This is a genomic window from Pantoea sp. UBA7232 (genome assembly GCF_002473195.1).
Lineage (GTDB): Bacteria > Pseudomonadota > Gammaproteobacteria > Enterobacterales > Enterobacteriaceae > Pantoea > Pantoea eucrina.
On record NZ_DKTK01000012.1, the window covers coordinates 75,026 to 97,662 of the forward strand.

The following is a 22,637-nucleotide window of genomic DNA, read 5'->3' on the forward strand; positions in this document are numbered from 1 at the left end:
ACATTTCACCGCGAGAGTTTACAGAATTGTTAATAAACTGCCAACCGCGGTAACAACTGAATGCTTACAACAAGGCCGGCATTTGCCGGCCTTGATTAACTTCACATCACCAGACGGCGAATATCAGACAGCATATTGTTGATGATGGTGATGAAACGCGCACCATCAGCACCGTCGATCACGCGGTGGTCAAACGAGAGCGAGATCGGCATCATCAGACGCGGTGCAAACTCTTTACCGTTCCAGACCGGCTCCATGGCCGATTTGGAGACGCCAAGGATCGCCACTTCCGGCGCGTTGACGATAGGCGCGAAGTGCGTCGTGCCCAGGCCGCCAAGGCTGGAGATGGTGAAACAGCCGCCCTGCATATCGCTGGCGGTCAGTTTGCCATCGCGTGCTTTCTTCGAGGTTGCCATCAGCTCACGCGAGAGTTCAGTGATGCCTTTCTTATTAACATCCTTGAACACCGGAACCACCAGACCATTTGGCGTATCAACCGCCACGCCGATGTTGATGTATTTCTTCAGCGTCAGTTTCTGACCATCTTCAGACAGCGAGCTGTTGAAACGCGGCATCTGCTCCAGGGCCGCCGCAACCGCTTTCATGATGAACACCACCGGGGTGAACTTCACATCCAGCTTGCGTTTCTCGGCTTCCGCGTTCTGCTGCTTGCGGAACGCTTCCAGATCGGTGATATCGGTTTTATCGAAGTGCGTAACGTGCGGGATCATGACCCAGTTACGGCTCAGGTTAGCACCAGAGATTTTCTGGATACGGCCCAGCTCCACTTCTTCCACTTCACCAAACTTGCTGAAGTCTACCTTCGGCCATGGCAGCATGCCTGGCAGACCGCCGCCTGCAGCAGCAGCTGGCGCAGCCTCAGCGCGTTTCACCGCCTCTTTCACGTAAGTCTGCACATCCTCTTTCAGGATGCGGCCCTTACGCCCGGTGCCTCTCACCTTCGCCAGGTTAACGCCAAACTCGCGCGCCAGACGACGGATCACCGGCGTGGCGTGCACATAGGCGTCATTCTCAGCGAACTCACTTTTCGCTTCCGCTTTAGCCGGCGCAGGTGCTGCAGCGGGTTTAGCCTCCGCTTTCGCCGGCGCGGCGGCCGCTTCCGGTTTGGCTGCCGGTGCTGGCGATGGTGCGCCGCCTTCCACTTCAAAGATCATGATCAGTGAGCCGGTACTGACTTTGTCACCGGTGGCCACTTTCAGCTCTTTTACCGTACCGGCAAACGGCGCCGGCACTTCCATAGAGGCTTTATCGCCTTCAACCACAATCAGCGACTGCTCAGCGGTGACTTTATCGCCCGCTTTCACCAGTACCTCGGTCACTTCAACTTCATCACCGCCGATATCCGGTACGTTTACTTCTTTCGCGCCTGCAGCTGCAGCCGGGGCGGAGGTCGCCTCTTCTTTCATCTGTGGTTTCGCGTCGGCAGCCGGTGCGTCGCCTTCTGCGTCAAAGATCATAATCAGTGAACCGGTGTTCACTTTATCGCCGGTAGCGATTTTGATCTCTTTCACTACGCCAGCAAACGGCGCAGGCACTTCCATTGAAGCTTTGTCGCCTTCAACGGTGATCAGCGACTGCTCAGCTTCAACCTTGTCGCCCACTTTAACCAGGATCTCTGTGACTTCGACTTCATCACCACCGATATCCGGTACGTTAACCTCTTTGCTGGCGGTTGCCGTTGCAGCAGCAGGAGCCGGCGCGGCTTCTGCTTTTTTCTCTTCGGCAGCCGGTGCAGCTTCTGCCGCACCTTCAGCGTCAAACACCATAATCAGCGAGCCGGTATTCACTTTGTCACCGACGGCGATTTTGATCTCTTTAACCACGCCCGCCTGCGGCGAAGGCACTTCCATCGAGGCTTTATCGCCTTCCACAGAGATCAGCGACTGCTCAGCTTCAACGCTGTCGCCCACCTTCACCAGGATTTCGGTGACTTCAACTTCGTCCGACCCGATATCCGGTACGTTAATTTCGATAGCCATTACTCTTTACCTCTTAAGCCAGACGCGGGTTAACTTTATCAGCGTCGATATCGAATTTAGCGATAGCGTCCGCTACCACCTGCTTCTCGATTTCGCCGCGTTTAGCCAGCTCACCCAGCGCAGCCACTACCACATATGACGCATCCACTTCGAAGTGATGACGCAGATTTTCACGGCTGTCAGAACGACCGAAGCCATCGGTACCCAGCACGCGGTAGTCGCTGGCTGGCACGTAGCTGCGGACCTGTTCTGCGAACAGCTTCATGTAGTCGGTTGACGCTACGGCCGGCGCATCGTTCATCACCTGAGCGATGTAAGGCACGCGTGGCGTTTCAGTCGGATGCAGCATGTTCCAGCGTTCGCAATCCTGACCATCTCGCGCCAGCTCGGTGAACGAGGTTACGCTGTAGACATCAGAGCCGATACCGTACTCTTTCGCCAGAATCTGTGCCGCTTCGCGCACGTGGCGCAGAATAGAGCCTGAGCCCAGCAGCTGCACTTTGCCTTTCTTGCCTTCGACTTCTTCCAGCTTGTAGATACCCTTACGGATACCCTCTTCCGCACCCTGCGGCATCGCCGGCATGTGGTAGTTTTCGTTCAGCGTGGTGATGTAGTAGTAGATGTTTTCCTGCGCTTCACCATACATACGCACCAGGCCATCCTGCATGATCACCGCCACTTCATACGCGTAGGAAGGATCGTAGGAGATGCAGTTAGGGATGGTCAGCGACTGAATATGGCTGTGGCCATCTTCATGCTGCAGACCTTCGCCGTTCAGCGTTGTACGGCCCGACGTACCGCCAACCAGGAAGCCACGCGCCTGCTGATCGCCCGCCAGCCACATCAGATCGCCAATGCGCTGGAAGCCAAACATGGAGTAGTAGATGTAGAACGGGATCATCGGCAGGTTGTTGGTGCTGTAAGAGGTCGCCGCTGCCAGCCAGGATGAACCTGCGCCCAGCTCGTTGATCCCTTCCTGCAGAATCTGACCTTTCTCATCTTCTTTATAATAAGCAACCTGCTCGCGGTCCTGCGGCGTATACTGCTGGCCGTTCGGGCTGTAGATACCGATCTGACGGAACAGGCCTTCCATACCAAAAGTACGGGCTTCATCCGCGAGGATTGGCACCAGACGATCTTTGATCGACTTGTTCTTCAGCATCACGTTCAGCGCACGCACGAAAGCGATCGTGGTAGAGATCTCTTTGCTCTGCTCTTCCAGCAGAGGTTTGAACTCTTCCAGCGTCGGCATTTCCAGCTTCTCAGTGAACTCCGCCTGACGGGTTGGCAGATAGCCACCCAGCTTCTCACGCTGGCCGTGCAGGTAGTTGTACTCTTCTGAGCCTTTTTCAAAGGTGATGTAAGGCAGCTCTTCGATTTTCTCATCAGCCACTGGCACATTGAAGCGATCGCGGATGTAGCGTACGCCATCCATGTTCATCTTCTTGACCTGGTGGGCGATATTTTTGCCTTCCGCGGTATCACCCATACCATAACCTTTAATGGTATGAGCCAGAATCAGCGTTGGCTGACCTTTGGTCTCCTGCGCCTTTTTCAGGGCAGCGTAGATTTTCTTCGGATCGTGGCCACCGCGGTTCAGCGCGAAAATCTCTTCGTCTGACCAGTCTTTCACCAGCGCAGCGGTCTCCGGGTATTTACCGAAGAAGTGCTCGCGCACATAGGCGCCGTCGCGTGATTTAAAGGTCTGATAGTCGCCGTCAACGGTTTCGTTCATCAGCTGAATCAGTTTGCCGCTGGTGTCTTTCTTCAGCAACTCATCCCAGCGTCCGCCCCAGATCACTTTGATCACGTTCCAGCCAGCACCGGCAAAGATGCCTTCCAGCTCGTTGATGATCTTACCGTTACCGGTGACCGGGCCATCCAGACGCTGCAGGTTACAGTTGATGATGAAGACCAGGTTGTCCAGTTTCTCACGGGTCGCAATGGTGATAGCACCTTTGGATTCCGGTTCATCCATCTCGCCATCGCCAAGGAAAGCGTACACCGTCTGACCAGACGTATCTTTCAGGCCGCGATGCTCCAGGTACTTCAGGAACTTCGCCTGATAGATAGCGTTCAGCGGACCCAGACCCATTGAAACGGTCGGGAACTGCCAGAAGTCCGGCATCAGTTTTGGATGCGGATATGATGACAGGCCGTTGCCGTGCACTTCCTGACGGAAGTTATTCATCTGCTCTTCAGTCAGACGTCCTTCAAGGAACGCACGTGAGTAGATGCCTGGAGAAATGTGACCCTGGAAGTAGACCAGATCGCCGCCATCTTTTTCGCTGCGTGCACGGAAGAAGTGGTTGAAGCACACTTCATAGATTGTGGCAGAGCTCTGGAAAGAAGAGAGGTGTCCCCCCAGCTCCAGATCTTTCTTCGACGCACGCAGAACTGAAACAATGGCGTTCCAGCGAATTGCGGAACGGATACGACGTTCGAGAGAGGTGTTGCCCGGATAGTCCGGCTCATCTTCTGTCGCAATGGTGTTGATATAGTTGCTGATCGCTGCAGCAGCACCGCCACCGCCAGCTACTTTTACACCACCTTTGCGGGCAGCGCTCAGGACCTGATCAATCAGATACTGCGCACGCTCAACACCTTCTTCACGGATGACCGATTCGATCGCCTGTAGCCAGTCACGAGTTTCGATCGGATCCACGTCATTCTGTAAACGTTCTGACATGGGGGGTATTCCTTATCTGTGTCTAATACGTTGAATTATCAGGAGCCTGTCTGCTTGTGTTGTGCTTCAGGTTCACAGCACAAGAAGACAGGCCCGTCGTTTATGTCGCACGTTCGTTGCCGTACGTTATTCCTTGCGTTGCTGTAAACGACGCAGGGAGCGTTCACGACGGCTCTGCTCCCGACTTCTGTCCAGCAAGATTTCCTCTATAAACGCCAGATGACGATGCGAGGCTTCGCGGGCCTGTTCCGGCTCGCGCGCCACAATCGCCGCAAAAATACTGGCGCGATGCTCGCTCACTTTCGCCAGCATTTCGCGGCGAGCGTAGAGCAATTCGAAATTCTGACGTACGTTTTGTTCCAGCATCGGGCTCATAGAGCGCAGCAGGTGCAGCAGCACCACATTATGCGCCGCTTCCGTGACCGCAATCTGATACTTCATGACGGCGTCCGCTTCGGCGTCGAGATCGCCGCTCTCCTGCGCCTGCTGAATCTGAAGATGGCAGTCGCGAATACGCTGCAGATCTTCATCGGTACCGCGCAGCGCTGCGTAGTAGGCAGCCACGCCTTCCAGCGCATGACGGGTTTCCAGCAGATCGAACTGAGATTCCGGATGCTGGGCCAGCAGCCCGACCAGGGGGTCGCTTAAGCTCTGCCAGAGGTTCTGCTGCACAAATGTGCCGCCACCCTGGCGACGCAGCAGTAAACCTTTGGCTTCCAGACTCTGAATCGCTTCGCGTAGCGATGGACGTGAGACATCAAACTGTTTGGCCAGTTCGCGCTCGGGGAGCAGTTTCTCACCCGGCTGAAGGGTCCCTTCCATAATCAGGGATTCCAGCTGCTGCTCTATCGCATCGGAGAGCTTGGGCTGGCGAATTTTACTATAAGCCATCTTCCCTTCTTATAAGCCAAACGTCTGGAGTAAATTGGTAATACCAATTGAAAAATGGTGCCCGTAAAGTAACAAAGTATTCACCTTGTGTCTATATGGCCACTCTCTTACTTCCAGCCCGATATAGCCCTGAACCCAGGCATCACGCCTTAAGCCGCCGTAGTAGCAGGAAAAAGAAACAACTGCGCGAAGTTGTTAACAGGTTTCACTTTTACCAAACCTTACACTGCAAAAGCGGTCATTTCTCTTATACGCCATAAGCGAAAGCTATTCGTGTTTAAGCATTATTCATGGCAGAAATAGCGCAAGGGAAACCACAGAGTAAATCGCTGCTTTTTCCATCACTCCTTAGCACAAAAAGCAAAAGCAGGTGCAAAGTCGCGCGCTTATCACTATTCTGGTCGCCTGAATAGCGTCTCGCTACAGAGAGCCAGTCTGAATTCGTAAAGAAAAGATTACACGCAGTATCACAGCCTTAAGTGCGGGCACTGCAGGCGCACAATAACAATACAAAGAGGTTTGTATGGAACAACAGCATGGCGAAGCGCTGCATCGCGGCCTGAAGAATCGCCATATCCAGCTGATCGCGCTGGGCGGTGCCGTCGGCACCGGCCTGTTTCTGGGTAGCGCATCAGTTATTAAATCTGCCGGCCCGGCCGTGATTCTGGGTTATGCCATTGCCGGATTTATCGCCTTTTTAATTATGCGCCAGCTGGGCGAAATGGTGGTTGAGGAGCCGGTTGCCGGCAGCTTCAGCCATTTTGCCTACAAATACTGGGGCAATTTTGCCGGCTTCGCCTCTGGCTGGAACTACTGGGTGCTCTATGTGCTGGTTGCGATGGCCGAGCTCAGCGCCGTCGGCAAATATATTCAGTTCTGGTATCCCGATTTCCCTGCCTGGGCCAGTGCCGCTATTTTCTTTGTCGTCATCAATGCTATTAACCTGACCAACGTCAAAGTATTTGGTGAGATGGAGTTCTGGTTCGCCATTATCAAAGTCGTGGCCGTTATCGGCATGATCCTGTTTGGCAGCTGGCTGCTGTTCAGCGGCAACGCCGGTCCGCAGGCATCCGTCAGCAACCTGTGGGCTCAGGGCGGCTTTCTGCCGCACGGCATGACCGGTCTGGTTATGATGATGGCAATTATTATGTTCTCCTTTGGCGGCCTGGAGCTGGTAGGCATTACCGCTGCAGAAGCGGACAACCCGGAAGAGAGCATTCCTAAAGCCACTAATCAGGTGCTGTGGCGCATTCTGATTTTTTACATTGGCTCACTGGCAGTGCTGCTGTCGCTGCTGCCCTGGACGCGCGTCACCGCTGACACCAGTCCGTTTGTCCTGATCTTCCATGAGCTGGGTGATGCGCTGGTCGCGAATGCGCTGAACGTCGTGATCCTGACGGCGGCGCTCTCGGTCTATAACAGCTGTGTTTACTGCAACAGTCGTATGCTGTTCGGCCTGGCCCAGCAGGGCAATGCGCCAAAAGCGCTGCTCAGGGTTGATCGTCGTGGCGTACCGGTTGCCACCATTATGGTCTCAGCGGTCGCTACCGCGCTGTGCGTGTTGATTAACTATCTTATGCCGGGAGAAGCCTTTGGCATCCTGATGTCTCTGGTGGTGTCGGCCCTGGTTATCAACTGGGCGATGATTAGCCTGGCACATATGAAATTCCGCCGTAAGAAAGATCAGCAGGGTGTCACTACGCGCTTCCGCGCGGTGCTCTACCCGGCCGGTAACTGGCTCTGCCTGCTGTTTATGGCCGCCGTGCTGGTGATCATGGCGATGACGCCTGGAATGGCGATCTCGGTATGGCTGATTCCGGTCTGGCTGGTTATTCTGGCGGTGGGTTACGCCATTAAAAACAAAACGCAGAAAGCCTGATAGTCCCGCGTGCCCGGTTCATCTGACCGGGCACCTCTGCCGATCGTCCTCACACTTTTTTTCCTGCACCCGTTTTGTCCATCTACGCGACTCATTGTTGATCACCTCTGCCAGCCGTTTGCGCTGATACTTTTCGCTCCACTTGTCGCAGGAGACGACGATGAAAAGTGCTGCACTCTCATTCAGAGAAAAACTGGGATATGGCATGGGCGATGCCGGCTGTAACATGATTGGTGGCGCGATCATGCTGTTTCTGAACTACTTCTACACCGATGTTTTTGGCCTGGCACCTGCGCTGGTCGGCGTACTGCTGCTTTCGGTACGCGTGCTGGATGCGGTAACAGACCCCATCATGGGCGCGATAGCGGATCGTACCCAGAGCCGATGGGGCCGCTTCCGTCCCTGGCTGCTCTGGGTCTCAGTGCCATATGTTCTGTTCAGCGTACTGATGTTTACCACGCCGGACTGGAGCTATGAAAACAAAGTTATCTGGGCCTTTGTCACCTATTTCCTGATGTCGCTGACCTATACCGCCATCAATATTCCCTACTGTTCACTGGGCGGCGTTATCACCAGCGATCCGGGCGAGCGCGTTTCCTGTCAGTCTTATCGCTTCGTGATGGTGGGTGTCGCCACGCTGATCCTCTCACTCTCACTGCTGCCTATGGCGGAGTGGTTTGGCGGTGACAACAAGGCGCGCGGCTATCAGCTGGCGATGAGCGTGCTGGCGCTGATTGGCCTGGCGATGTTTCTGTTCTGTTTTGCTAACGTCCGCGAACGAATCCGGCCTGCGGTGCCGACGCATGACGATCTGAAGAAAGACCTGCGCGATATCTGGAAAAACGATCAGTGGGTGCGCATTCTGCTGCTGACCTTCTGCAACGTCTGTCCCGGCTTTATCCGCATGGCGGCCACCATGTATTACGTGACCTGGGTCATGGGCCAGTCGACGCATTTTGCCACGCTGTTTATCAGCCTTGGCGTGATCGGCATGATGGGTGGCAGCACGCTGGCAAAATATCTCACCGACCGCTGGTGCAAGCTGAAGGTCTTTTTCTGGACCAATATCGCCCTGGCGCTCTTCTCCTGCGGGTTTTACTGGATCGATCCACACGCTACCGTCACGGTGGTGGTGGCCTATTTCCTGCTGAATATTCTGCATCAGATCCCCTCGCCGCTGCACTGGTCGCTGATGGCCGATGTGGATGACTATGGCGAGTGGAAAACCGGCAAGCGTATTACCGGTATGAGCTTTTCCGGCAATCTCTTTTTTCTCAAGGTCGGGCTGGCGGTTGCGGGTGCCATGGTCGGCTTTTTGCTGTCGGTTTACGGCTATGACGCGGGTGCAAAACAGCAGTCCGCCAGCGCCGTCAACGGCATTATGCTGCTCTTTACCGTAATACCCGGTGTCGGCTATCTGATCACCGCAGGCGTAGTGCGCCTGATGAAAGTGGATCGCAAGCTGATGCGCACGATTCAGGATGACCTGGCGCTGCGCCGCGCTAACTTTCGCGATTTGTCCGCTCCATCCCCGGTCGCAACCACTCAACCCGGAGAGATCAAATGACCTGGCCTAACCCTTTTATTACGCAGCGCGCCGATCCCTTTATTCTGCGGCACGGCGCTGGCTACTACTTTATCGCCTCAGTACCGGAATACGATCGGCTGGAGCTGCGCCACGCCAGCACGCTTGCGGGACTGCGTGAGGCACCCGCCGTTACCGTCTGGCGCAAGCCGGATCAGGGTGAATACAGTGAGCTGATCTGGGCGCCCGAGCTGCACCACATTAATGGTCAGTGGGTCATCTACTTTGCGGCGGCGCCGAGCCGGGAGATCAAAGAGGGACTGTTTCAGCATCGCATGTATGCGCTGGTCTGCGATAATGCCGATCCGCTGACCGGCTACTGGCAGCCCTGTCGCCGGGTCGAAACGCAGTTCGATAGCTTTGCGCTGGACGCCACCCATTTCGTCCATCAGGGTAAAAACTGGTATCTCTGGGCACAAAAAGATCCCGCTATTCCCGGTAATTCCAATCTTTATCTGGCCGAGCTGCTTAACCCCTGGACGCTTAAAGGCACGCCGGTGATGCTGAGCCGGCCTGAATATGAGTGGGAGTGTGCCGGCTTCAGCGTTAACGAAGGTCCGGCGGCGATCCGTCACGGCAACCGGCTGTTTGTGACCTACTCCGCCAGCGCGACCGATGAAAACTACTGTCTGGGTATGCTGAGTATTGACGTGCAGGCCGATCCGCGCGATCGCATCGCCTGGCAGAAGTCAGCGCGGCCGGTGTTTACCACCAGCTGGGAAAATCAGCAGTACGGGCCGGGACACAATAGTTTTACGACGGATGAAGCGGGACGCGACGTGCTGGTTTATCACGCCCGCAACTACACGGAAATTGAGGGCGATCCGCTGTGGGATCCCAATCGCCATACGCGCCTGAAATATTTCAGCTGGCGCGAGGATGGCACGCCCGATTTTGGCGTGCCTCCGGCAGATCACACCAGCGTGCCGTAGATAGTCAGGAGCGCCACCACCACCACCAGCACCAGCGAAGTGCGTTTTGCCAGCGCCACCGCCACGCGTGGGGTGGCGACTTTATCCGTGTGCGGATCGCGCGCCAGCGAGAACTGCGCCAGGCTGGTCAGCACCTGATACTGAGCGCGATGGAGGTCGCTCAGAGAAGCAAACCAGGCGGGCAGCGCGCGCTCGCCGTGACCCAGCAGCGCATAAGCGACGCCAGCCAGCCGCACCGGGATCCAGTCCAGCACGTGCAGCAGCGCATCAACACCTGAGGCAGCGCGTGCCTGATCTGATGCGTGTCGTGCCAGCCAGCTCTGCCAGGCGCGCAGAAAAGCGTACCCCACCAGCAGCACCGGCCCTCCGACCACGAACCAGAACAGCGGAGCGAGATAGAAACGGAAGTTGATCCAGATAAGCGCATTCTGCAGCTCGCGCAGGAACTCACGCTCGCTGCAGTTTGCCGGCACGCCATGAATGAGCGTCAGCTCTGCAGCCATCGCCTGGTGCGCCGCCTCATCATCACGGCTGGCAGCCTGCAGATAGTTATGATAATGCTGTCGCGCAGAACCGGCGCCGATACAGAGCAGTCCGGTCACAATCCAGAACAGCAGCTGCAGCAGCCCGAACAGCAGGCCATGCAGACTCCAGACCACCAGCCACACCAGCAGCATGGCTGCTGCGGTCATCAGAAGCGTGCGCGGCAGCGAAAAGCGCTGCCGGCCACGGAACAGCGGCTCCAGCCGGTGATCCAGCTGCCAGTGTTCGCCCATTTTAAACAGGCGTTCCCATCCCAGAACAAGTAACAAACTAAACAACGTCATAATGGCTCCTGCGGTGTCAGGTATTCTCCTGAATAGTACCCTGTTTATAGCGTGACCAGTCAAACGCCGGGCCCGGATCGGTTTTACGCCCGGGTGCAATATCGCTATGGCCGGTAATACGATCGGCGGCCAGCGGATAGTGCTGCTGCAGCAGCGCGGTGACCTGCTGCAGCATGGCGTACTGGGCGTCGGTGTAAGGCAGCGTGTCGGTGCCTTCCAGCTCAATACCAATAGAAAAGTCGTTGCAGTTTTCCCGCCCGCTGAAAGCCGAAACGCCCGCATGCCAGGCGCGCTCGTTTAGTGAGACGTACTGTACCAGCTCACCGTCGCGGCGGATCAGGCAGTGCGCTGCCACGCGCAGCTGCGCGATATCAGCAAAATAGGGGTGTGCATCGGCAGGCAGCGAGCCGGTAAACAGACGATCGATCCACGGTCCGCCAAATTCGCCCGGTGGCAAACTGATGTTGTGGATCACCAGCAGCGACGGCGCTTCATTATCGGGGCGTGCATTAAAGTGGGGCGAGGGCACCTTACGGGCGCTGCTGATCCAGCCCTGTTCCAGTTTCATCTCTCTCATCCTTAGCAAAATCAGGCCGAGAATATCACGATTCAGAGCAGGGTTTAGCGTCTTCGTGCGATAGCGCGCTTTCTCATCCTCCGGTCATTGCCGCTGCCGCTGCAAAAACAGGCCAGCGTTATAACGCTTTCGGTGGCCCTGTTCTGCCCGGCGTTGTGAGCCCGCCCGGTACTGCAACTGTCGTTTGCTGCAATCGCTAAAAATGGCTGCGCGGCACGCTCCGTTTTTCAGGCGATACGCTTTCATCACCCGCGGGTGCTGCTTATCGTAGCGCTGCAGAACAAAGGAGCCCTGCTATGGAAAGACAACGCGGTTTTACCCTGATTGAACTGATGATCGTCATCGGCATCGTCGCTATTCTCAGCGCAATTGGCCTGCCTGCTTATCAAAATTACCTGCAGCGCGCAGCGCTGACTGACATGCTGCAAACCATGTTGCCCTATAAAACGGCGGTGGAACTCTGCGCCATTGAGCGCGGCGGTCCGGCACAGTGTCAGGCTGGTGAACACGGCATTCCGGCGGCCAGAGGCTCGCGCTATGTCGCCTCGCTCACCGTTACCGGTGGCGTGATTGCGCTTACCGGCCAGGAGAACCTCAGCGGGCTGAGCGTGGAGATGCAGCCCGTCTGGAACACGGCTGAAGGCATGCTTAACTGGCAGCGCAGCTGTACCAGCAGCAGCAGCAGCCTGCGCGATAACTGTCTGAACCAGTTCCGGTTTGCAGATAAGGATGAGACCAATGGCTGAGCATGATCCGACACTGCTGGCGCTGTGCGCCCGCTATCAGGCGCGGCTGCTGCAGCATGATGACACCCGGCTGCGCGTAGCCGTTACCGACTCTCCCCACCCGCAGCTGCTGGAGGCGCTGCAGTTCGCCTGCCAGCGTCAGGTAGAGATTGAGTGCTGGCCGGCTGCCCGCATGGAGCAGGCGCTGCACCCGTCACTATCCGATGAGCGGCTGCCTGAGCAGCGCAGCGCAGCCTCAGCAACCGAGGCGGTAAACCAGATTTTGCATCAGGCCGTACAGCGACGCGCTTCAGATGTGCATATTGAGCCTCAGCCGCAGGGATTGCGCATCCGGCTGCGCATCGACGGCGTGCTACATAATCTGCCGCGCTTGCCGGAGGTGCAGCCGGCAGCCGTGCTGGCGCGGCTGAAGGTGCTCGCCGGGCTTGATATTGCAGAGCGGCGTCTGCCGCAGGATGGGCAGTTTACCCAGGAGATAAACGGCAGCGATGCCGCCTTTCGCCTCGCCACGCTGCCGGTCAGCCACGGCGAAAAAGCCGTTGTACGCTTGCTGCAGGGTGAAAGCAGTGCGATTGCGCTGGATAAACTCGGTATGCCGCTGGCCCAGCTGCGTCTGCTGAAACAGGCTCTGGTTAAACCGCAGGGATTGATTCTGGTGACCGGCCCGACCGGCAGCGGCAAAACCTTTACGCTCTACAGCAGCCTCAGCGCACTGAACGTGCCGGAAAAAAATATCTGCAGCGTTGAAGACCCGATAGAGATCCCGCTGACCGGCATCAATCAGACTCAGGTGCGCCCCCGCAGCGGTCTCGACTTTAATCGCGTACTGCGTGCCCTGCTGCGTCAGGATCCGGATGTGATCATGGTCGGTGAAATCCGCGACAGTGAAACGGCCAGTATTGCGGTAAAAGCGGCACAAACCGGCCACCTGGTTCTCTCCACGCTGCATACAAACTCTACCGCTGAAACGCTGACGCGCCTCAGACAGATGGAGATCCCGGGCTATCTGCTGGGGCCAGCGCTGCAGCTGGTGATTGCACAGCGTCTGGTTCGTCGTCTCTGCCTGCACTGTCGCCAGCCAGCACAGGCTATCGCTCATCTGCCTGCCACGCTCTGGCCCGGCACCCTGCAGACCTGGCGAGCGCCGGGCTGTGACCACTGTTTTTCCGGCTACTATGGGCGCCTTGCGCTGTTTGAAATCCTGCCGGTTAACAGCAGGCTGCAGAACGCCATCTCTTCAGATATGCCGCTGGAACATGTGCTGACGCTCGCCAGCGAGCAGGGAATGAAAACCCTGCTCAGCGCCGGTCTTGAAGCGGTAAGCCGCGGGGAGACATCGTTTGAAGAGATGCAGCGCGTGGTAGGGCTGGATAATGGCTAAACTCTATCACTACCGCTGGCAGGCGCTGGACACCATGGGCGAGCTGCAGGCAGGAGAGTCGCTGCTGCGCGATCGGTCCGCGCTGCTGAATCAGCTCGCCGATCGCGGCATGCTGATCGTGAGCTGGCAACGCGGCCGCTGCTGGCGCAGACGCGACTGGAAATGGCAGCAAAAAATTGAGCTGATGCATCAGCTGGCTACGCTGCTAAAAGCAGGGTTACCGCTGGCTGAAAGCCTGATGCTGCTGGCGCAGGGGCATCCGCATGCCGGCTGGCGCGTAGTGCTCGCGGGTCTGCAGCAGCAGGTGCTGGCCGGAGAGGCATTTTCGCAGGCGCTGCGCACGTGGCCCGATCTCTTTCCGCCCCTCTTTTCTGCGCTGATGCAGGTCGGTGAGACCACCGGACAGCTCGACAGCTGCTGCCTGCGGCTGGCGCAGCAGCAGACAAAGCAGCGCCTGCTACGCCAGAAGGTTGGCAAAGCGCTGCGCTATCCGCTCTTTATCCTGCTGGTGGCGCTGGCGGTCAGTGCCGGTATGCTGTTATTTGTGCTGCCGGAGTTTACTGCCGTCTATGCCAGCTTTGATGCACCGCTGCCCGCCTTTACCGCAGGCGTTGTCGCGCTGTCAGAAGGCATGCAGCAGACCGCACTGCCGCTGCTGTTGATCGCTGCCGGCTGCGCCATCGCAGCGTGCCAGATTGTATGCCGCTCCGCGCGCTGGCAGCGGCGCCTGCAGCATTTTATCCTGCGCCTGCCGCTGATCGCCCCGCTCTGGCGCGGTGCGCAGCTCAGCCAGATTTATGCCATTTTGCAGCTGACGCAGCAGGCAGGGCTTACGCTGCTGCACAGCCTGCAGACAGTGGAGATGACGCTGACGGCGCGCCTGTGGCGCGAAGCGATTATACAGCTGCAGGCGCATATCGCTGCCGGCGCCCCGCTGCACCAGGCACTGCAGCAGCATACGCTGTTTACGCCGCTCTGTGCCCAGCTGACAGGAGCCGGGGAAGAGGCTGGCGCGCTTGATATCATGCTGTCCCGGCTGGCAGAGTGGCATGAAACGGAAACCTCAAACCGGGCGGAGGCACTGGCTGCTGCGCTTGAACCGGCGATGATGCTGGTGATCGGTGCGATCGTGGGCACGCTGGTTATCGCCATGTATCTGCCGGTATTTGGTCTGGGAGAGGTAATACGTTAGCGGGCGCCTGCTGCGCCCGTCCGGAAGGTTTATCGGTTGAAAACGCGATTCTCCTGCTCTGCCACGCGGATAAACGTTGTACGCTTGGTCAGCTCTTTCAGACGTTCGGCGCCAACGTAGGTACAGGCTGAACGCAGGCCGCCCAGAATATCTTTGACGGTCTCTGCAACCGGCCCGCGCAACGGCAGCCGTACGGTCTTGCCCTCCGCCGCACGGTATTGCGCTACGCCGCCCACGTGGCGTTTCATCGCCGATTCAGAACTCATGCCATAAAACAGCATAAACTGCTCGCCCTGCTCTTCCACAAGCGTGCCTTCACACTCATCGTGCGCCGCCAGCATACCGCCCAGCATGACGAAATCAGCGCCGCCGCCAAACGCTTTGGCAATATCGCCCGGCACGGAACAGCCGCCGTCGCTGACAATCTGTCCGCCCAGACCGTGCGCGGCATCGGCGCACTCAATCACCGCCGACAGCTGCGGATAACCGACGCCGGTTTTGATGCGCGTTGTGCAGACCGATCCCGGGCCGATACCTACTTTGACAATATCCGCACCTGACAGGATCAGCTCTTCCACCATCTCTCCCGTCACGACGTTACCGGCGCAGATGGTCTTATCCGGAAAGCGTTCACGCGCACGCTGCAGAAACGCAACAAAGTGCTCTGAATAGCCGTTCGCCACGTCGATGCAGATAAACTGAAGCTGCGGCGAGAGAGCAAGAATCGCATTCAGTTTAGTGAAATCCGCTTCTGACGTCCCGGTTGACACCATGACGTACTTCAGCACGGAAGTGGGCACGCGCTGGATAAACGCCTGCCATGCATCAATACTATAGTGTTTATGAACTGCAGTAAGCACCTCAAAACCAGCCAGCGCTTCTGCCATGGTGAACGTGCCAACGGTATCCATATTTGCCGCGATAACCGGCACGCCGCGCCACTCCAGAGCGGAGTGCTTAAAGGTAAAGGTGCGTGCCAGTTCAACATCAGAACGGCTTTTGAGCGTTGAGCGTTTCGGGCGGATTAACACATCTTTAAAGCCCAGTTTGATATCTTCTTCAATACGCATAGCAGAGGGTCCTGGTTAGTGAAAACGAACCGCAGTTCGGGTAGCGCTCACGGCTCCAGTGTCGTTATCATACGCGCCATAACGGCGGTGGCAAGGGTGCGAATTTCACTTTACTTACGCTACAATCCGGTAAATTTAGCCGATCGCTAAGTATGTGATCGCCTTCTCACTTTTGTGACACTGCCGCCCTCTGATGCGCTGCATACCGGGAGAAAAATATGCTGTTTACCGTTGCGCTTACCGGCGGCATTGGTAGTGGTAAAAGCACCGTCGCTAACGCCTTTGCTGCTCTGGGCGTGGAGATCATTGATGCTGATGTGATCGCCCGCGAGGTGGTAGAGCCGGGCACGCCAGCGCTACAGGCGATTGTAAAACGCCATGGCGAATCCATTCTGACGGCAGAAGGCACGCTCTATCGCGCTCGTCTGCGGGAGATTATTTTCCAGCAGCCGCAGGAGAAAAACTGGCTTAATCAGCTGCTGCATCCGCTGATTAATGCCCGTACTCAACAGCTCAGGGCGCAGGCGTCATCCTCTTATGTTCTATGGGTGGTTCCCCTGCTGATTGAAAACAACCTGCAGCGCCAGGCCGATCGCGTGCTGGTGGTCGATGTAGATGAAGCGGTTCAGCTGCAGCGTACGCGTCAGCGCGACGGCGTGTCGCTGAGCCAGGCACAACGTATTCTTGCTGCGCAGGTGAGCCGCGAACAGCGCCTCGCCTGCGCCGATGATATTATTGATAATAGCGGCACACCCGAACAGGTGCTGCCGCGGGTTGCTGAACTTCACCAGCGTTATTTGCGCCTGGCAGCAACCGGACGGGATTAAGATAATGAGTACAGTTGTTCTGTTTGAGCATCCGCTGAATGAGAAGATGCGCACCTGGCTGCGCGTCGAGTTTTTACTCAATCAGCTGCATGAAACGGTACCGGTGAATCATTCCGTTGCCGCACTGGGCGTGTTTCGCATTCTTGCCGACCTGCTGGATATTTTTGAGCGCGGCGATATGCGGACCGAGCTGCTTAAAGAGCTGGAGCGTCAGCAGCAGAAACTGCGCGCCTGGCTGGATGTGCCCGGTGTTGATGAGCAGACGGTAAGCCAGCTCAGCAACCGCCTTAAACAGCTCTCCGCTGAGCTGCTGAGCGCACCGCGTATGGGCCAGCATCTGCGTGACGATCGGCTGATATCGCTGGTACGTCAGCGTCTCAGCATTCCCGGCGGCTGCTGCAGTTTTGATTTACCTGGCCTGCACATCTGGCTGCACCAGGAGCAGACGCTGCGCGATACGCAGGTAGCTGGCTGGCTGGCATCGCTTGAGCCGCTGCGTAACAGCCTGATGATGATCCTCGATCTTATCCGCCAGTCTGGCGTATTTCGTCATCAGACCAGCCTGAATGGATTTTATCAGGACAATGCTGAAGGAGCAGACCTGCTGCGGCTGCGGCTGACGCTGGAAGATGCACTCTATCCGCAGATTTCAGGTCATAAAAGCCGTTACGCTATTCGTTTTTTGCCGCTGGATAGCGAACAGGGCGCGGTGCCTGCCCGCCTGAATTTTGAACTGGCCTGCTGTTAGAGGATATTATGCCGGAAGAGATGATTACCGTACCCTGCCCGAACTGCGGCAGAGATGTGATGTGGGATGAACTTAGCCCGTGGCGTCCGTTCTGCAGCAAACGCTGTCAGCTGATTGATCTTGGCGAATGGGCCGCAGAGGAAAAACGCATTCCCAGCAGTGGTGACCAGACCGACAGCGATGAGTGGAGTGAAGAGCAGCAATAAAACAGCAGGGGCATCGCGCCCCTGTTTCAGAGTTCGTCCGCCACCAGACGGGCAATCAGCGCATGGTTTGCAGCCGGAAACTCCTCTGCAATAAGATCGCGCTGCGCTACCCAGCGCTGCGGCTGCCCCTCGCGTCCCCATGGCTCACCCTGCCACGCTTCCACCAGAAAGAAATGCAGCGTGACGCGCAGGTCATCATAGGCGTGGTCAGCCTGGCCGATTGCGGTCGCACGGGTCACCTCAATACCGGTTTCCTCCATAAGCTCACGCTTCAGCGCCTGCTCCGCACTTTCATTCTGTTCAATTTTTCCGCCGGGGAACTCCCATTTGTTTGCCATATAAGAGCTGGCTGCGCGCTGCGCAAGGAAAATCTGGCGGCTGGCATTACGGATAATGCCGACTGCGACCTGCAGGTGCTTCATAGAGTTGATCCCGCTTTATTATCAAAGTGCGCAAAGTGTAAAACAGCGCGGCGCGGATGTTAATAACCCGGCCTGAACGGCGTCATAACCGTAAAAAAAAGGAGCCCGCAGGCTCCTTTTCAGGGTCAGGCCAGACGGCCGTGACACTGCTTATACTTTTTGCCCGAGCCACACGGGCAGGGATCGTTACGCCCGGTTTTACGTTCACCACCCTGGGCGGCAAGCGCCTCGGCGGCGGCGGTTTCATCATCCACGTGACTCAGCTGCTGCTGCTGTGCCAGACGTTCAGCTTCTTCGCGACGCTGCTGCTCCATCGCTTCAACTTCTTCCGGCATCCGCACCTGAACCTTGCTCAGCGTGCTGATCACTTCATACTTCAGTGACTCCAGCATTGCCGCAAACATGGCAAAGGATTCGCGCTTATATTCCTGCTTGGGATCTTTCTGGGCATAGCCGCGCAGATGGATCCCCTGACGCAGATAGTCCATCGCCGCCAGATGCTCTTTCCACAGCGAATCCAGCGTCTGCAGCATCACGCCTTTTTCGAAGTTGCGCATCATTTCGGTGCCGACAACCTCTTCTTTCGCCGCATAGCTTTCGCGCGCGCGGGTCATGATCCGTTCACGCAGCGTCTCTTCATGCAGATCCGGCTCTTTATCCAGCCACTCAGCAACCGGCAGATCGAGATCAAAATCGGTGCGCAGACGCTCTTCCAGGCCCGGCACGTCCCACATCTCTTCCAGCGACTGCGGCGGAATATAGGTGTCGATTGTCGCCTTAAACACATCCTCACGAATGCTGTTGATGGTGTCAGACACATCAGAGACATCCAGCAGTTCATTACGCTGGCTGTAGATAGCACGACGCTGGTCGTTTGCGACGTCATCATACTCCAGCAGCTGCTTACGAATATCGAAGTTGCGGCTCTCAACCTTGCGCTGCGCGTTTGCGATCGCTTTGGTCACCCACGGATGCTCAATCGCCTCACCTGGCTTCATGCCGAGTTTGCGCATCATGTTCGAAACGCGATCGGAGGCGAAGATACGCATCAGTGCATCTTCCATAGAGAGGTAGAAGCGAGAAGAGCCGGCATCGCCCTGACGACCGGCACGGCCGCGCAACTGGTTATCGATACGACGTGATTCATGACGCTCAGTACCGATGATATGCAGACCGCCTGAGGCCAGTACGGCATCGTGACGCAGTTTCCACGCCTCTTTAATCGCCTGCACCTGCTCTTCAGACGGCGCTTCCAGCGCGGCCACTTCAGCCTGCCAGCTGCCACCCAGCACGATGTCGGTACCACGACCCGCCATGTTGGTCGCGATAGTCACCGCTCCCGGCTGGCCTGCCTGCGCTACAATATCGGCTTCGCTGGCGTGGAATTTGGCGTTCAGCACGCTGTGTTTAATACCGGCGCGCGTCAGTTCATTAGAGACCACTTCTGATTTCTCAATCGAAATAGTCCCCACCAGCACCGGCTGGCCTTTTGCCGTACAGGTACGAATATCTTCAATGATGGCATCGATCTTCTCTTTCTCGGTCATGTAGACCAGATCGGCCATGTCTTTACGCACCATCGGACGGTTAGTTGGCACCACGATAGTGTCGAGCTTGTAAATCGAGCTGAATTCAAATGCTTCGGTGTCCGCCGTACCGGTCATACCGGCCAGCTTCTCATACAGACGGAAGTAGTTCTGGAAGGTGATGGACGCCAGCGTCTGGTTCTCATTCTGGATATCCGCTCCCTCTTTGGCTTCAATAGCCTGATGCAGACCATCAGACCAGCGACGCCCCTGCATGGTACGGCCGGTGTGCTCATCAACAATGATGACCTCACCCTCTTTAACGATATAGTCGACGTCACGCGTGAAGAGCGCGTGCGCACGCAGCGCAGCGGTGACGTGATGCATCAGCATAATATTGGTTGGCGAGTAGAGCGACTCGCCCTCTTCCATAATGCCCTGGCTGACCAGCAGCTCTTCAACCTTGACCAGGCCGCGCTCAGTCATGTGCGCCTGACGCGCTTTCTCATCGACCCAGAAGTCGCCTTCTCCCTGGAAGTTGTCAGAATCTTCTTTTTCCTGACGAACCAGGTGCGGGATGATTTTATTGACCTTGATATAGAGATCGGAGCTATCTTCCGCCGGACCCGAAATAATCAGCGGCGTACGCGCTTCATCAATCAGAATGGAGTCGACTTCATCCACCAGCGCATAGTGCAGCTTACGCTGTACGCGCTCTTCCGGGCTGAATGCCATGTTGTCGCGCAGGTAGTCAAAGCCATATTCGTTATTGGTGCCGTAGGTGATATCAGCCGCGTAAGCTTCACGCTTGGCAACCGCAGTCATGCCTGGCAGGTTGATACCGATACTCAGGCCCAGAAACTCAAACAGCGCGCGGTTGTTCTCTGCATCACGTTGTGCCAGATAGTCGTTGACGGTAACTACGTGCACGCCTTTGCCGCTCAGCGCGTTCAGGTAAGCGGGCAGCGTGGCGGTCAGCGTTTTACCTTCACCAGTACGCATCTCCGCAATGCACCGCTCATTCAGCACCATACCGCCAATCAGCTGCACATCGAAGTGGCGCATGCCAAATACGCGCTTACTCGCTTCGCGTACGGTGGCGAACGCTTCCGGGATCAGGCTCTCCAGCGCTTCGCCCTTTTCCAGACGCGCGCGGAATTCATTGGTTTTGGCTTTCAGTTCATCATCTGACAGTTTGACGAACTCAGGTTCCATCTTATTGATGACATCTACAGCTTTGCGCATGCGGCGCAGCGTACGATCGTTGCTGCTGCCAAACACTTTCGTTAACAGTTTGATTAACATGTTCAATTTTTCTCTTATCAGCCGGGATATCGCGGCCGGTTAACTCTTAAAAAGGGGAAAAGGGGGGCGTAATCAGGCAACGAAAGGTCCGGCGCGGATACCATCGCTGGTAGCCTGCCAGTCAGCAACGGCATGAGCTATCGGAGAGTGATAGCAGGCGTACGGCAGTGTCAAATGCGCGGGCTGCGGCTGCACAGGCGATGTCAGCAGCGCCTGCAGCGAATCAATCAGCGCCAGCTTCTGTACGGCAAGCGGCAGCGCGATTTCAGCTTCAGCTTCGGTGGCCGGTGACAGACTGAATGAGAGGTGGCGGATCACCGTGCGGATAGCGTGCTGATGCCAGTAATCGACATTAGCGCCAGGCCGGCGGGCGCTCTCCTGCAGCCGGATCAGGTGATCAAAGTGAACCACATTGCCGGTGAACAGGCTGCTGACCGGGGAGTCGCTGGCGGAAGGCTCGGCGTTTTGCGCGCAGGCAGGCAGGCCCAGACTGGCCGCCACCATCCCCAGCAGGAGATGTGGCCAGAAATAGCGCCTGCCTAATTGTCGCCAGCGTGAAAAGAGTCCGATCACAATCCGTCCGCAACGTTAATAACACATCCATGCGGCTGACATGCTGTCAGCCCGCTTATATGAGCGCCAGATAATAGCACTTATGTACGGCTTCCACAGCAGAGATCGGGCGGCTTACGGCGGATTTCACGCTTTTCGTACAGCATTTCACCAGACAGGCGGGCATTTTGCGGGCGGGCTTCCACGCCATCAGAGAGGCGAAAAAAAACGGCGGATACCGCTGACCGGAGAGAGTGTCAGGGTATCCGCCGTTCTTATGACCGGCTGTTAAGCCAGGACTAAATTAGGTGCTTTAAACGCCAGCGGCAGCTCAGCTTCATCTTCGAAGGTGGCCCACTCCCAGGCTTCCTGTTTCGCCAGGACAGCCTGCAGCAGCTTGTTGTTTAACGCATGGCCTGATTTAAACGCCGAAAAGGCACCAATCACGTTGTGACCACACATAAACAGATCGCCGATAGCATCCAGCATTTTGTGCCGTACAAACTCATCTTCAAAGCGCAGGCCATCTTCATTCAGCACGCGGAAATCATCAAGGCCAATCGCACAATCTAAACTACCGCCCAGGCACAGGCCTTTAGACTGCAGATATTCAATTTCACGCATAAAGCCAAAGGTGCGCGCACGGCTGATCTGGCGGACAAATGCCTCAGCCGAGAAGTTGAGCTGGTAACGCTGCGAGCTTGAATCGATAGCCGGATGTTTGAAATCGATAGTGAAATCGAGCGAGAAACCGTTATACGGTTTGATCTCAGCCCACTTATCACCATCTTCTACCCGTACCGCCTGCTTAACGCGTACAAATTTTTTCGCGCTGTTAAGCTCTTCCACACCTGCGTCCATCAGCAGGTAGACGAAAGGTGCTGCGCTGCCATCCATAATTGGAATTTCTGGTGCATCGACTTCCACAATAATGTTATCGATACCCAGACCCGCCAGCGCGGCGTTCAGGTGTTCTACCGTTGAAATACGTACGCCTTCATCGTTCACCAGGCAGGTACTCAGCATGGTGTCGCGCACGTATTTTGCATCAGCCGGGAAATCAACCGGTGGATTCAAGTCGGTGCGACGATAGATGACCCCGGTGTTAGCCGACGCAGGGCGTAAAGTCAGCGTGACTTTTTTGCCGGTATGTAAACCGACGCCAGTCGCCTGAACAATACGTTTTAGTGTCCTTTGTTTGATCATCGCATTATCTCGCAATATTACCATCCGACCGCCAGTATAAATTACCGGCGGGCGAAGACTTTAGCACAAAGAGCGG

Annotated in this window: 19 protein-coding genes; 9 read left to right on the forward strand and 10 right to left on the reverse strand. The window is 56.6% G+C overall.

Features of this window, described 5'->3' with window-relative positions:
* Nucleotides 1-101 precede the first annotated feature (101 nt).
* From aceF to pdhR, 3 genes are all read right to left on the reverse strand, one after another.
* Nucleotides 102-2,000 carry a pyruvate dehydrogenase complex dihydrolipoyllysine-residue acetyltransferase gene (aceF, locus tag B4056_RS12440; protein ID WP_288654886.1) on the reverse strand — a complete coding sequence of 633 codons (1,899 nt, stop codon included), beginning with the start codon at nucleotides 1,998-2,000 and terminating at the stop codon, nucleotides 102-104.
* A gap of 13 nt (nucleotides 2,001-2,013) precedes the next feature.
* Nucleotides 2,014-4,689 carry a pyruvate dehydrogenase (acetyl-transferring), homodimeric type gene (aceE, locus tag B4056_RS12445; RefSeq protein ID WP_288654887.1) on the reverse strand — a complete coding sequence of 892 codons (2,676 nt, stop codon included), beginning with the start codon at nucleotides 4,687-4,689 and terminating at the stop codon, nucleotides 2,014-2,016.
* A 126-nt stretch (nucleotides 4,690-4,815) separates the two neighbouring features.
* Nucleotides 4,816-5,580, reverse strand: coding sequence for a pyruvate dehydrogenase complex transcriptional repressor PdhR (gene pdhR, locus B4056_RS12450; protein ID WP_039382625.1), 765 nt, complete (start codon nucleotides 5,578-5,580; stop codon nucleotides 4,816-4,818).
* A 523-nt stretch (nucleotides 5,581-6,103) separates the two neighbouring features.
* Between pdhR and aroP the strand changes: the two genes are divergently transcribed.
* From aroP to B4056_RS12465, 3 genes are all read left to right on the forward strand, one after another.
* Nucleotides 6,104-7,459 (forward strand): aromatic amino acid transporter AroP, encoded by a 1,356-nt coding sequence (gene aroP / locus B4056_RS12455; protein ID WP_288654889.1) that lies wholly within the window; start codon nucleotides 6,104-6,106, stop codon nucleotides 7,457-7,459.
* Between the two features lie 160 nt (nucleotides 7,460-7,619).
* Nucleotides 7,620-9,026, forward strand: a complete 1,407-nt coding sequence (locus B4056_RS12460; protein WP_113654997.1) for a glycoside-pentoside-hexuronide (GPH):cation symporter — start codon at nucleotides 7,620-7,622, stop codon at nucleotides 9,024-9,026.
* On the forward strand, nucleotides 9,023-9,976 hold the full coding sequence (locus tag B4056_RS12465) for a family 43 glycosylhydrolase (RefSeq protein ID WP_094110737.1): 954 nt from the start codon (nucleotides 9,023-9,025) through the stop codon (nucleotides 9,974-9,976). Before B4056_RS12460 ends, B4056_RS12465 begins: the two co-directional genes overlap by 4 nt.
* On the opposite strand, the gene ampE is transcribed toward B4056_RS12465, so the two are convergent.
* Together ampE and ampD are read right to left on the reverse strand one after the other, a co-directional pair.
* Nucleotides 9,958-10,803 carry a beta-lactamase regulator AmpE gene (gene ampE / locus B4056_RS12470; protein WP_039382616.1) on the reverse strand — a complete coding sequence of 282 codons (846 nt, stop codon included), beginning with the start codon at nucleotides 10,801-10,803 and terminating at the stop codon, nucleotides 9,958-9,960. The genes B4056_RS12465 and ampE overlap by 19 nt on opposite strands.
* Before the next feature lie 16 nt (nucleotides 10,804-10,819).
* On the reverse strand, nucleotides 10,820-11,371 hold the full coding sequence (gene ampD / locus B4056_RS12475) for a 1,6-anhydro-N-acetylmuramyl-L-alanine amidase AmpD (protein ID WP_288654892.1): 552 nt from the start codon (nucleotides 11,369-11,371) through the stop codon (nucleotides 10,820-10,822).
* A 305-nt stretch (nucleotides 11,372-11,676) separates the two neighbouring features.
* Between ampD and ppdD the strand changes: the two genes are divergently transcribed.
* Genes ppdD through hofC form a run of 3 tightly spaced genes read left to right on the forward strand, consistent with a single transcriptional unit; the run spans nucleotide 11,677 to nucleotide 14,699 of the window.
* Nucleotides 11,677-12,126 carry a prepilin peptidase-dependent pilin gene (ppdD, locus tag B4056_RS12480; protein WP_039382612.1) on the forward strand — a complete coding sequence of 150 codons (450 nt, stop codon included), beginning with the start codon at nucleotides 11,677-11,679 and terminating at the stop codon, nucleotides 12,124-12,126.
* Entirely contained in the window at nucleotides 12,119-13,507 is a 1,389-nt protein-coding gene (gene gspE / locus B4056_RS12485; RefSeq protein WP_071669070.1) for a type II secretion system protein GspE, read from the forward strand. The genes ppdD and gspE overlap by 8 nt, the downstream gene beginning before the upstream one ends.
* Nucleotides 13,500-14,699 carry a protein transport protein HofC gene (gene hofC, locus B4056_RS12490; protein ID WP_288654894.1) on the forward strand — a complete coding sequence of 400 codons (1,200 nt, stop codon included), beginning with the start codon at nucleotides 13,500-13,502 and terminating at the stop codon, nucleotides 14,697-14,699. The genes gspE and hofC overlap by 8 nt, the downstream gene beginning before the upstream one ends.
* A gap of 29 nt (nucleotides 14,700-14,728) precedes the next feature.
* Here hofC and B4056_RS12495 read toward each other — a convergent pair whose 3' ends face one another.
* Complete coding sequence (locus B4056_RS12495; protein WP_094110735.1) at nucleotides 14,729-15,769, reverse strand: GMP reductase; 1,041 nt, start codon at nucleotides 15,767-15,769, stop codon at nucleotides 14,729-14,731.
* 218 nt (nucleotides 15,770-15,987) lie between these two features.
* On the opposite strand from B4056_RS12495, the gene coaE reads away from it, so the two are divergent.
* Genes coaE through yacG form a run of 3 tightly spaced genes read left to right on the forward strand, consistent with a single transcriptional unit; the run spans nucleotide 15,988 to nucleotide 17,550 of the window.
* A complete protein-coding gene (gene coaE, locus B4056_RS12500; protein ID WP_039382604.1) occupies nucleotides 15,988-16,596 on the forward strand; it encodes a dephospho-CoA kinase in 609 nt (202 codons plus the stop codon).
* Between the two features lie 4 nt (nucleotides 16,597-16,600).
* Nucleotides 16,601-17,344, forward strand: a complete 744-nt coding sequence (gene zapD, locus B4056_RS12505) for a cell division protein ZapD (RefSeq protein ID WP_039382603.1) — start codon at nucleotides 16,601-16,603, stop codon at nucleotides 17,342-17,344.
* Nucleotides 17,345-17,352: 8 nt separating this feature from the next.
* The gene (yacG, locus tag B4056_RS12510) at nucleotides 17,353-17,550 is read left to right on the forward strand and encodes a DNA gyrase inhibitor YacG (protein ID WP_039382601.1); all 198 of its coding nucleotides are present in this window, start codon (nucleotides 17,353-17,355) and stop codon (nucleotides 17,548-17,550) included.
* A 26-nt stretch (nucleotides 17,551-17,576) separates the two neighbouring features.
* On the opposite strand, the gene mutT is transcribed toward yacG, so the two are convergent.
* The 4 genes from mutT to lpxC all read right to left on the reverse strand — a co-directional run bounded on the left by mutT (nucleotide 17,577) and on the right by lpxC (nucleotide 22,561).
* The gene (gene mutT, locus B4056_RS12515) at nucleotides 17,577-17,972 is read right to left on the reverse strand and encodes an 8-oxo-dGTP diphosphatase MutT (protein ID WP_039382599.1); all 396 of its coding nucleotides are present in this window, start codon (nucleotides 17,970-17,972) and stop codon (nucleotides 17,577-17,579) included.
* 125 nt (nucleotides 17,973-18,097) lie between these two features.
* The gene (gene secA / locus B4056_RS12520) at nucleotides 18,098-20,803 is read right to left on the reverse strand and encodes a preprotein translocase subunit SecA (RefSeq protein ID WP_288654897.1); all 2,706 of its coding nucleotides are present in this window, start codon (nucleotides 20,801-20,803) and stop codon (nucleotides 18,098-18,100) included.
* 72 nt (nucleotides 20,804-20,875) lie between these two features.
* A complete protein-coding gene (secM, locus tag B4056_RS12525) occupies nucleotides 20,876-21,376 on the reverse strand; it encodes a secA translation cis-regulator SecM (protein WP_039382596.1) in 501 nt (166 codons plus the stop codon).
* A 267-nt stretch (nucleotides 21,377-21,643) separates the two neighbouring features.
* On the reverse strand, nucleotides 21,644-22,561 hold the full coding sequence (lpxC, locus tag B4056_RS12530; RefSeq protein WP_039382593.1) for a UDP-3-O-acyl-N-acetylglucosamine deacetylase: 918 nt from the start codon (nucleotides 22,559-22,561) through the stop codon (nucleotides 21,644-21,646).
* Nucleotides 22,562-22,637 lie beyond the last annotated feature (76 nt).

Excerpts from the sequence above, each read along its gene's own strand:
- secA (WP_288654897.1), bottom strand. The coding sequence starts at position 20,803 with ATGTTAATCAAACTGTTAACGAAAGTGTTTGGCAGCAGCAACGATCGT.
- hofC (WP_288654894.1), top strand. The coding sequence starts at position 13,500 with ATGGCTAAACTCTATCACTACCGCTGGCAGGCGCTGGACACCATGGGC.
- pdhR (WP_039382625.1), bottom strand. The coding sequence starts at position 5,580 with ATGGCTTATAGTAAAATTCGCCAGCCCAAGCTCTCCGATGCGATAGAG.
- aroP (WP_288654889.1), top strand. The coding sequence starts at position 6,104 with ATGGAACAACAGCATGGCGAAGCGCTGCATCGCGGCCTGAAGAATCGC.
- B4056_RS12495 (WP_094110735.1), bottom strand. The coding sequence starts at position 15,769 with ATGCGTATTGAAGAAGATATCAAACTGGGCTTTAAAGATGTGTTAATC.
- lpxC (WP_039382593.1), bottom strand. The coding sequence starts at position 22,561 with ATGATCAAACAAAGGACACTAAAACGTATTGTTCAGGCGACTGGCGTC.
- zapD (WP_039382603.1), top strand. The coding sequence starts at position 16,601 with ATGAGTACAGTTGTTCTGTTTGAGCATCCGCTGAATGAGAAGATGCGC.
- gspE (WP_071669070.1), top strand. The coding sequence starts at position 12,119 with ATGGCTGAGCATGATCCGACACTGCTGGCGCTGTGCGCCCGCTATCAG.
- B4056_RS12460 (WP_113654997.1), top strand. The coding sequence starts at position 7,620 with ATGAAAAGTGCTGCACTCTCATTCAGAGAAAAACTGGGATATGGCATG.
- ampE (WP_039382616.1), bottom strand. The coding sequence starts at position 10,803 with ATGACGTTGTTTAGTTTGTTACTTGTTCTGGGATGGGAACGCCTGTTT.
- B4056_RS12465 (WP_094110737.1), top strand. The coding sequence starts at position 9,023 with ATGACCTGGCCTAACCCTTTTATTACGCAGCGCGCCGATCCCTTTATT.
- ampD (WP_288654892.1), bottom strand. The coding sequence starts at position 11,371 with ATGAAACTGGAACAGGGCTGGATCAGCAGCGCCCGTAAGGTGCCCTCG.
- ppdD (WP_039382612.1), top strand. The coding sequence starts at position 11,677 with ATGGAAAGACAACGCGGTTTTACCCTGATTGAACTGATGATCGTCATC.
- coaE (WP_039382604.1), top strand. The coding sequence starts at position 15,988 with ATGCTGTTTACCGTTGCGCTTACCGGCGGCATTGGTAGTGGTAAAAGC.
- mutT (WP_039382599.1), bottom strand. The coding sequence starts at position 17,972 with ATGAAGCACCTGCAGGTCGCAGTCGGCATTATCCGTAATGCCAGCCGC.
- aceF (WP_288654886.1), bottom strand. The coding sequence starts at position 2,000 with ATGGCTATCGAAATTAACGTACCGGATATCGGGTCGGACGAAGTTGAA.
- aceE (WP_288654887.1), bottom strand. The coding sequence starts at position 4,689 with ATGTCAGAACGTTTACAGAATGACGTGGATCCGATCGAAACTCGTGAC.
- yacG (WP_039382601.1), top strand. The coding sequence starts at position 17,353 with ATGCCGGAAGAGATGATTACCGTACCCTGCCCGAACTGCGGCAGAGAT.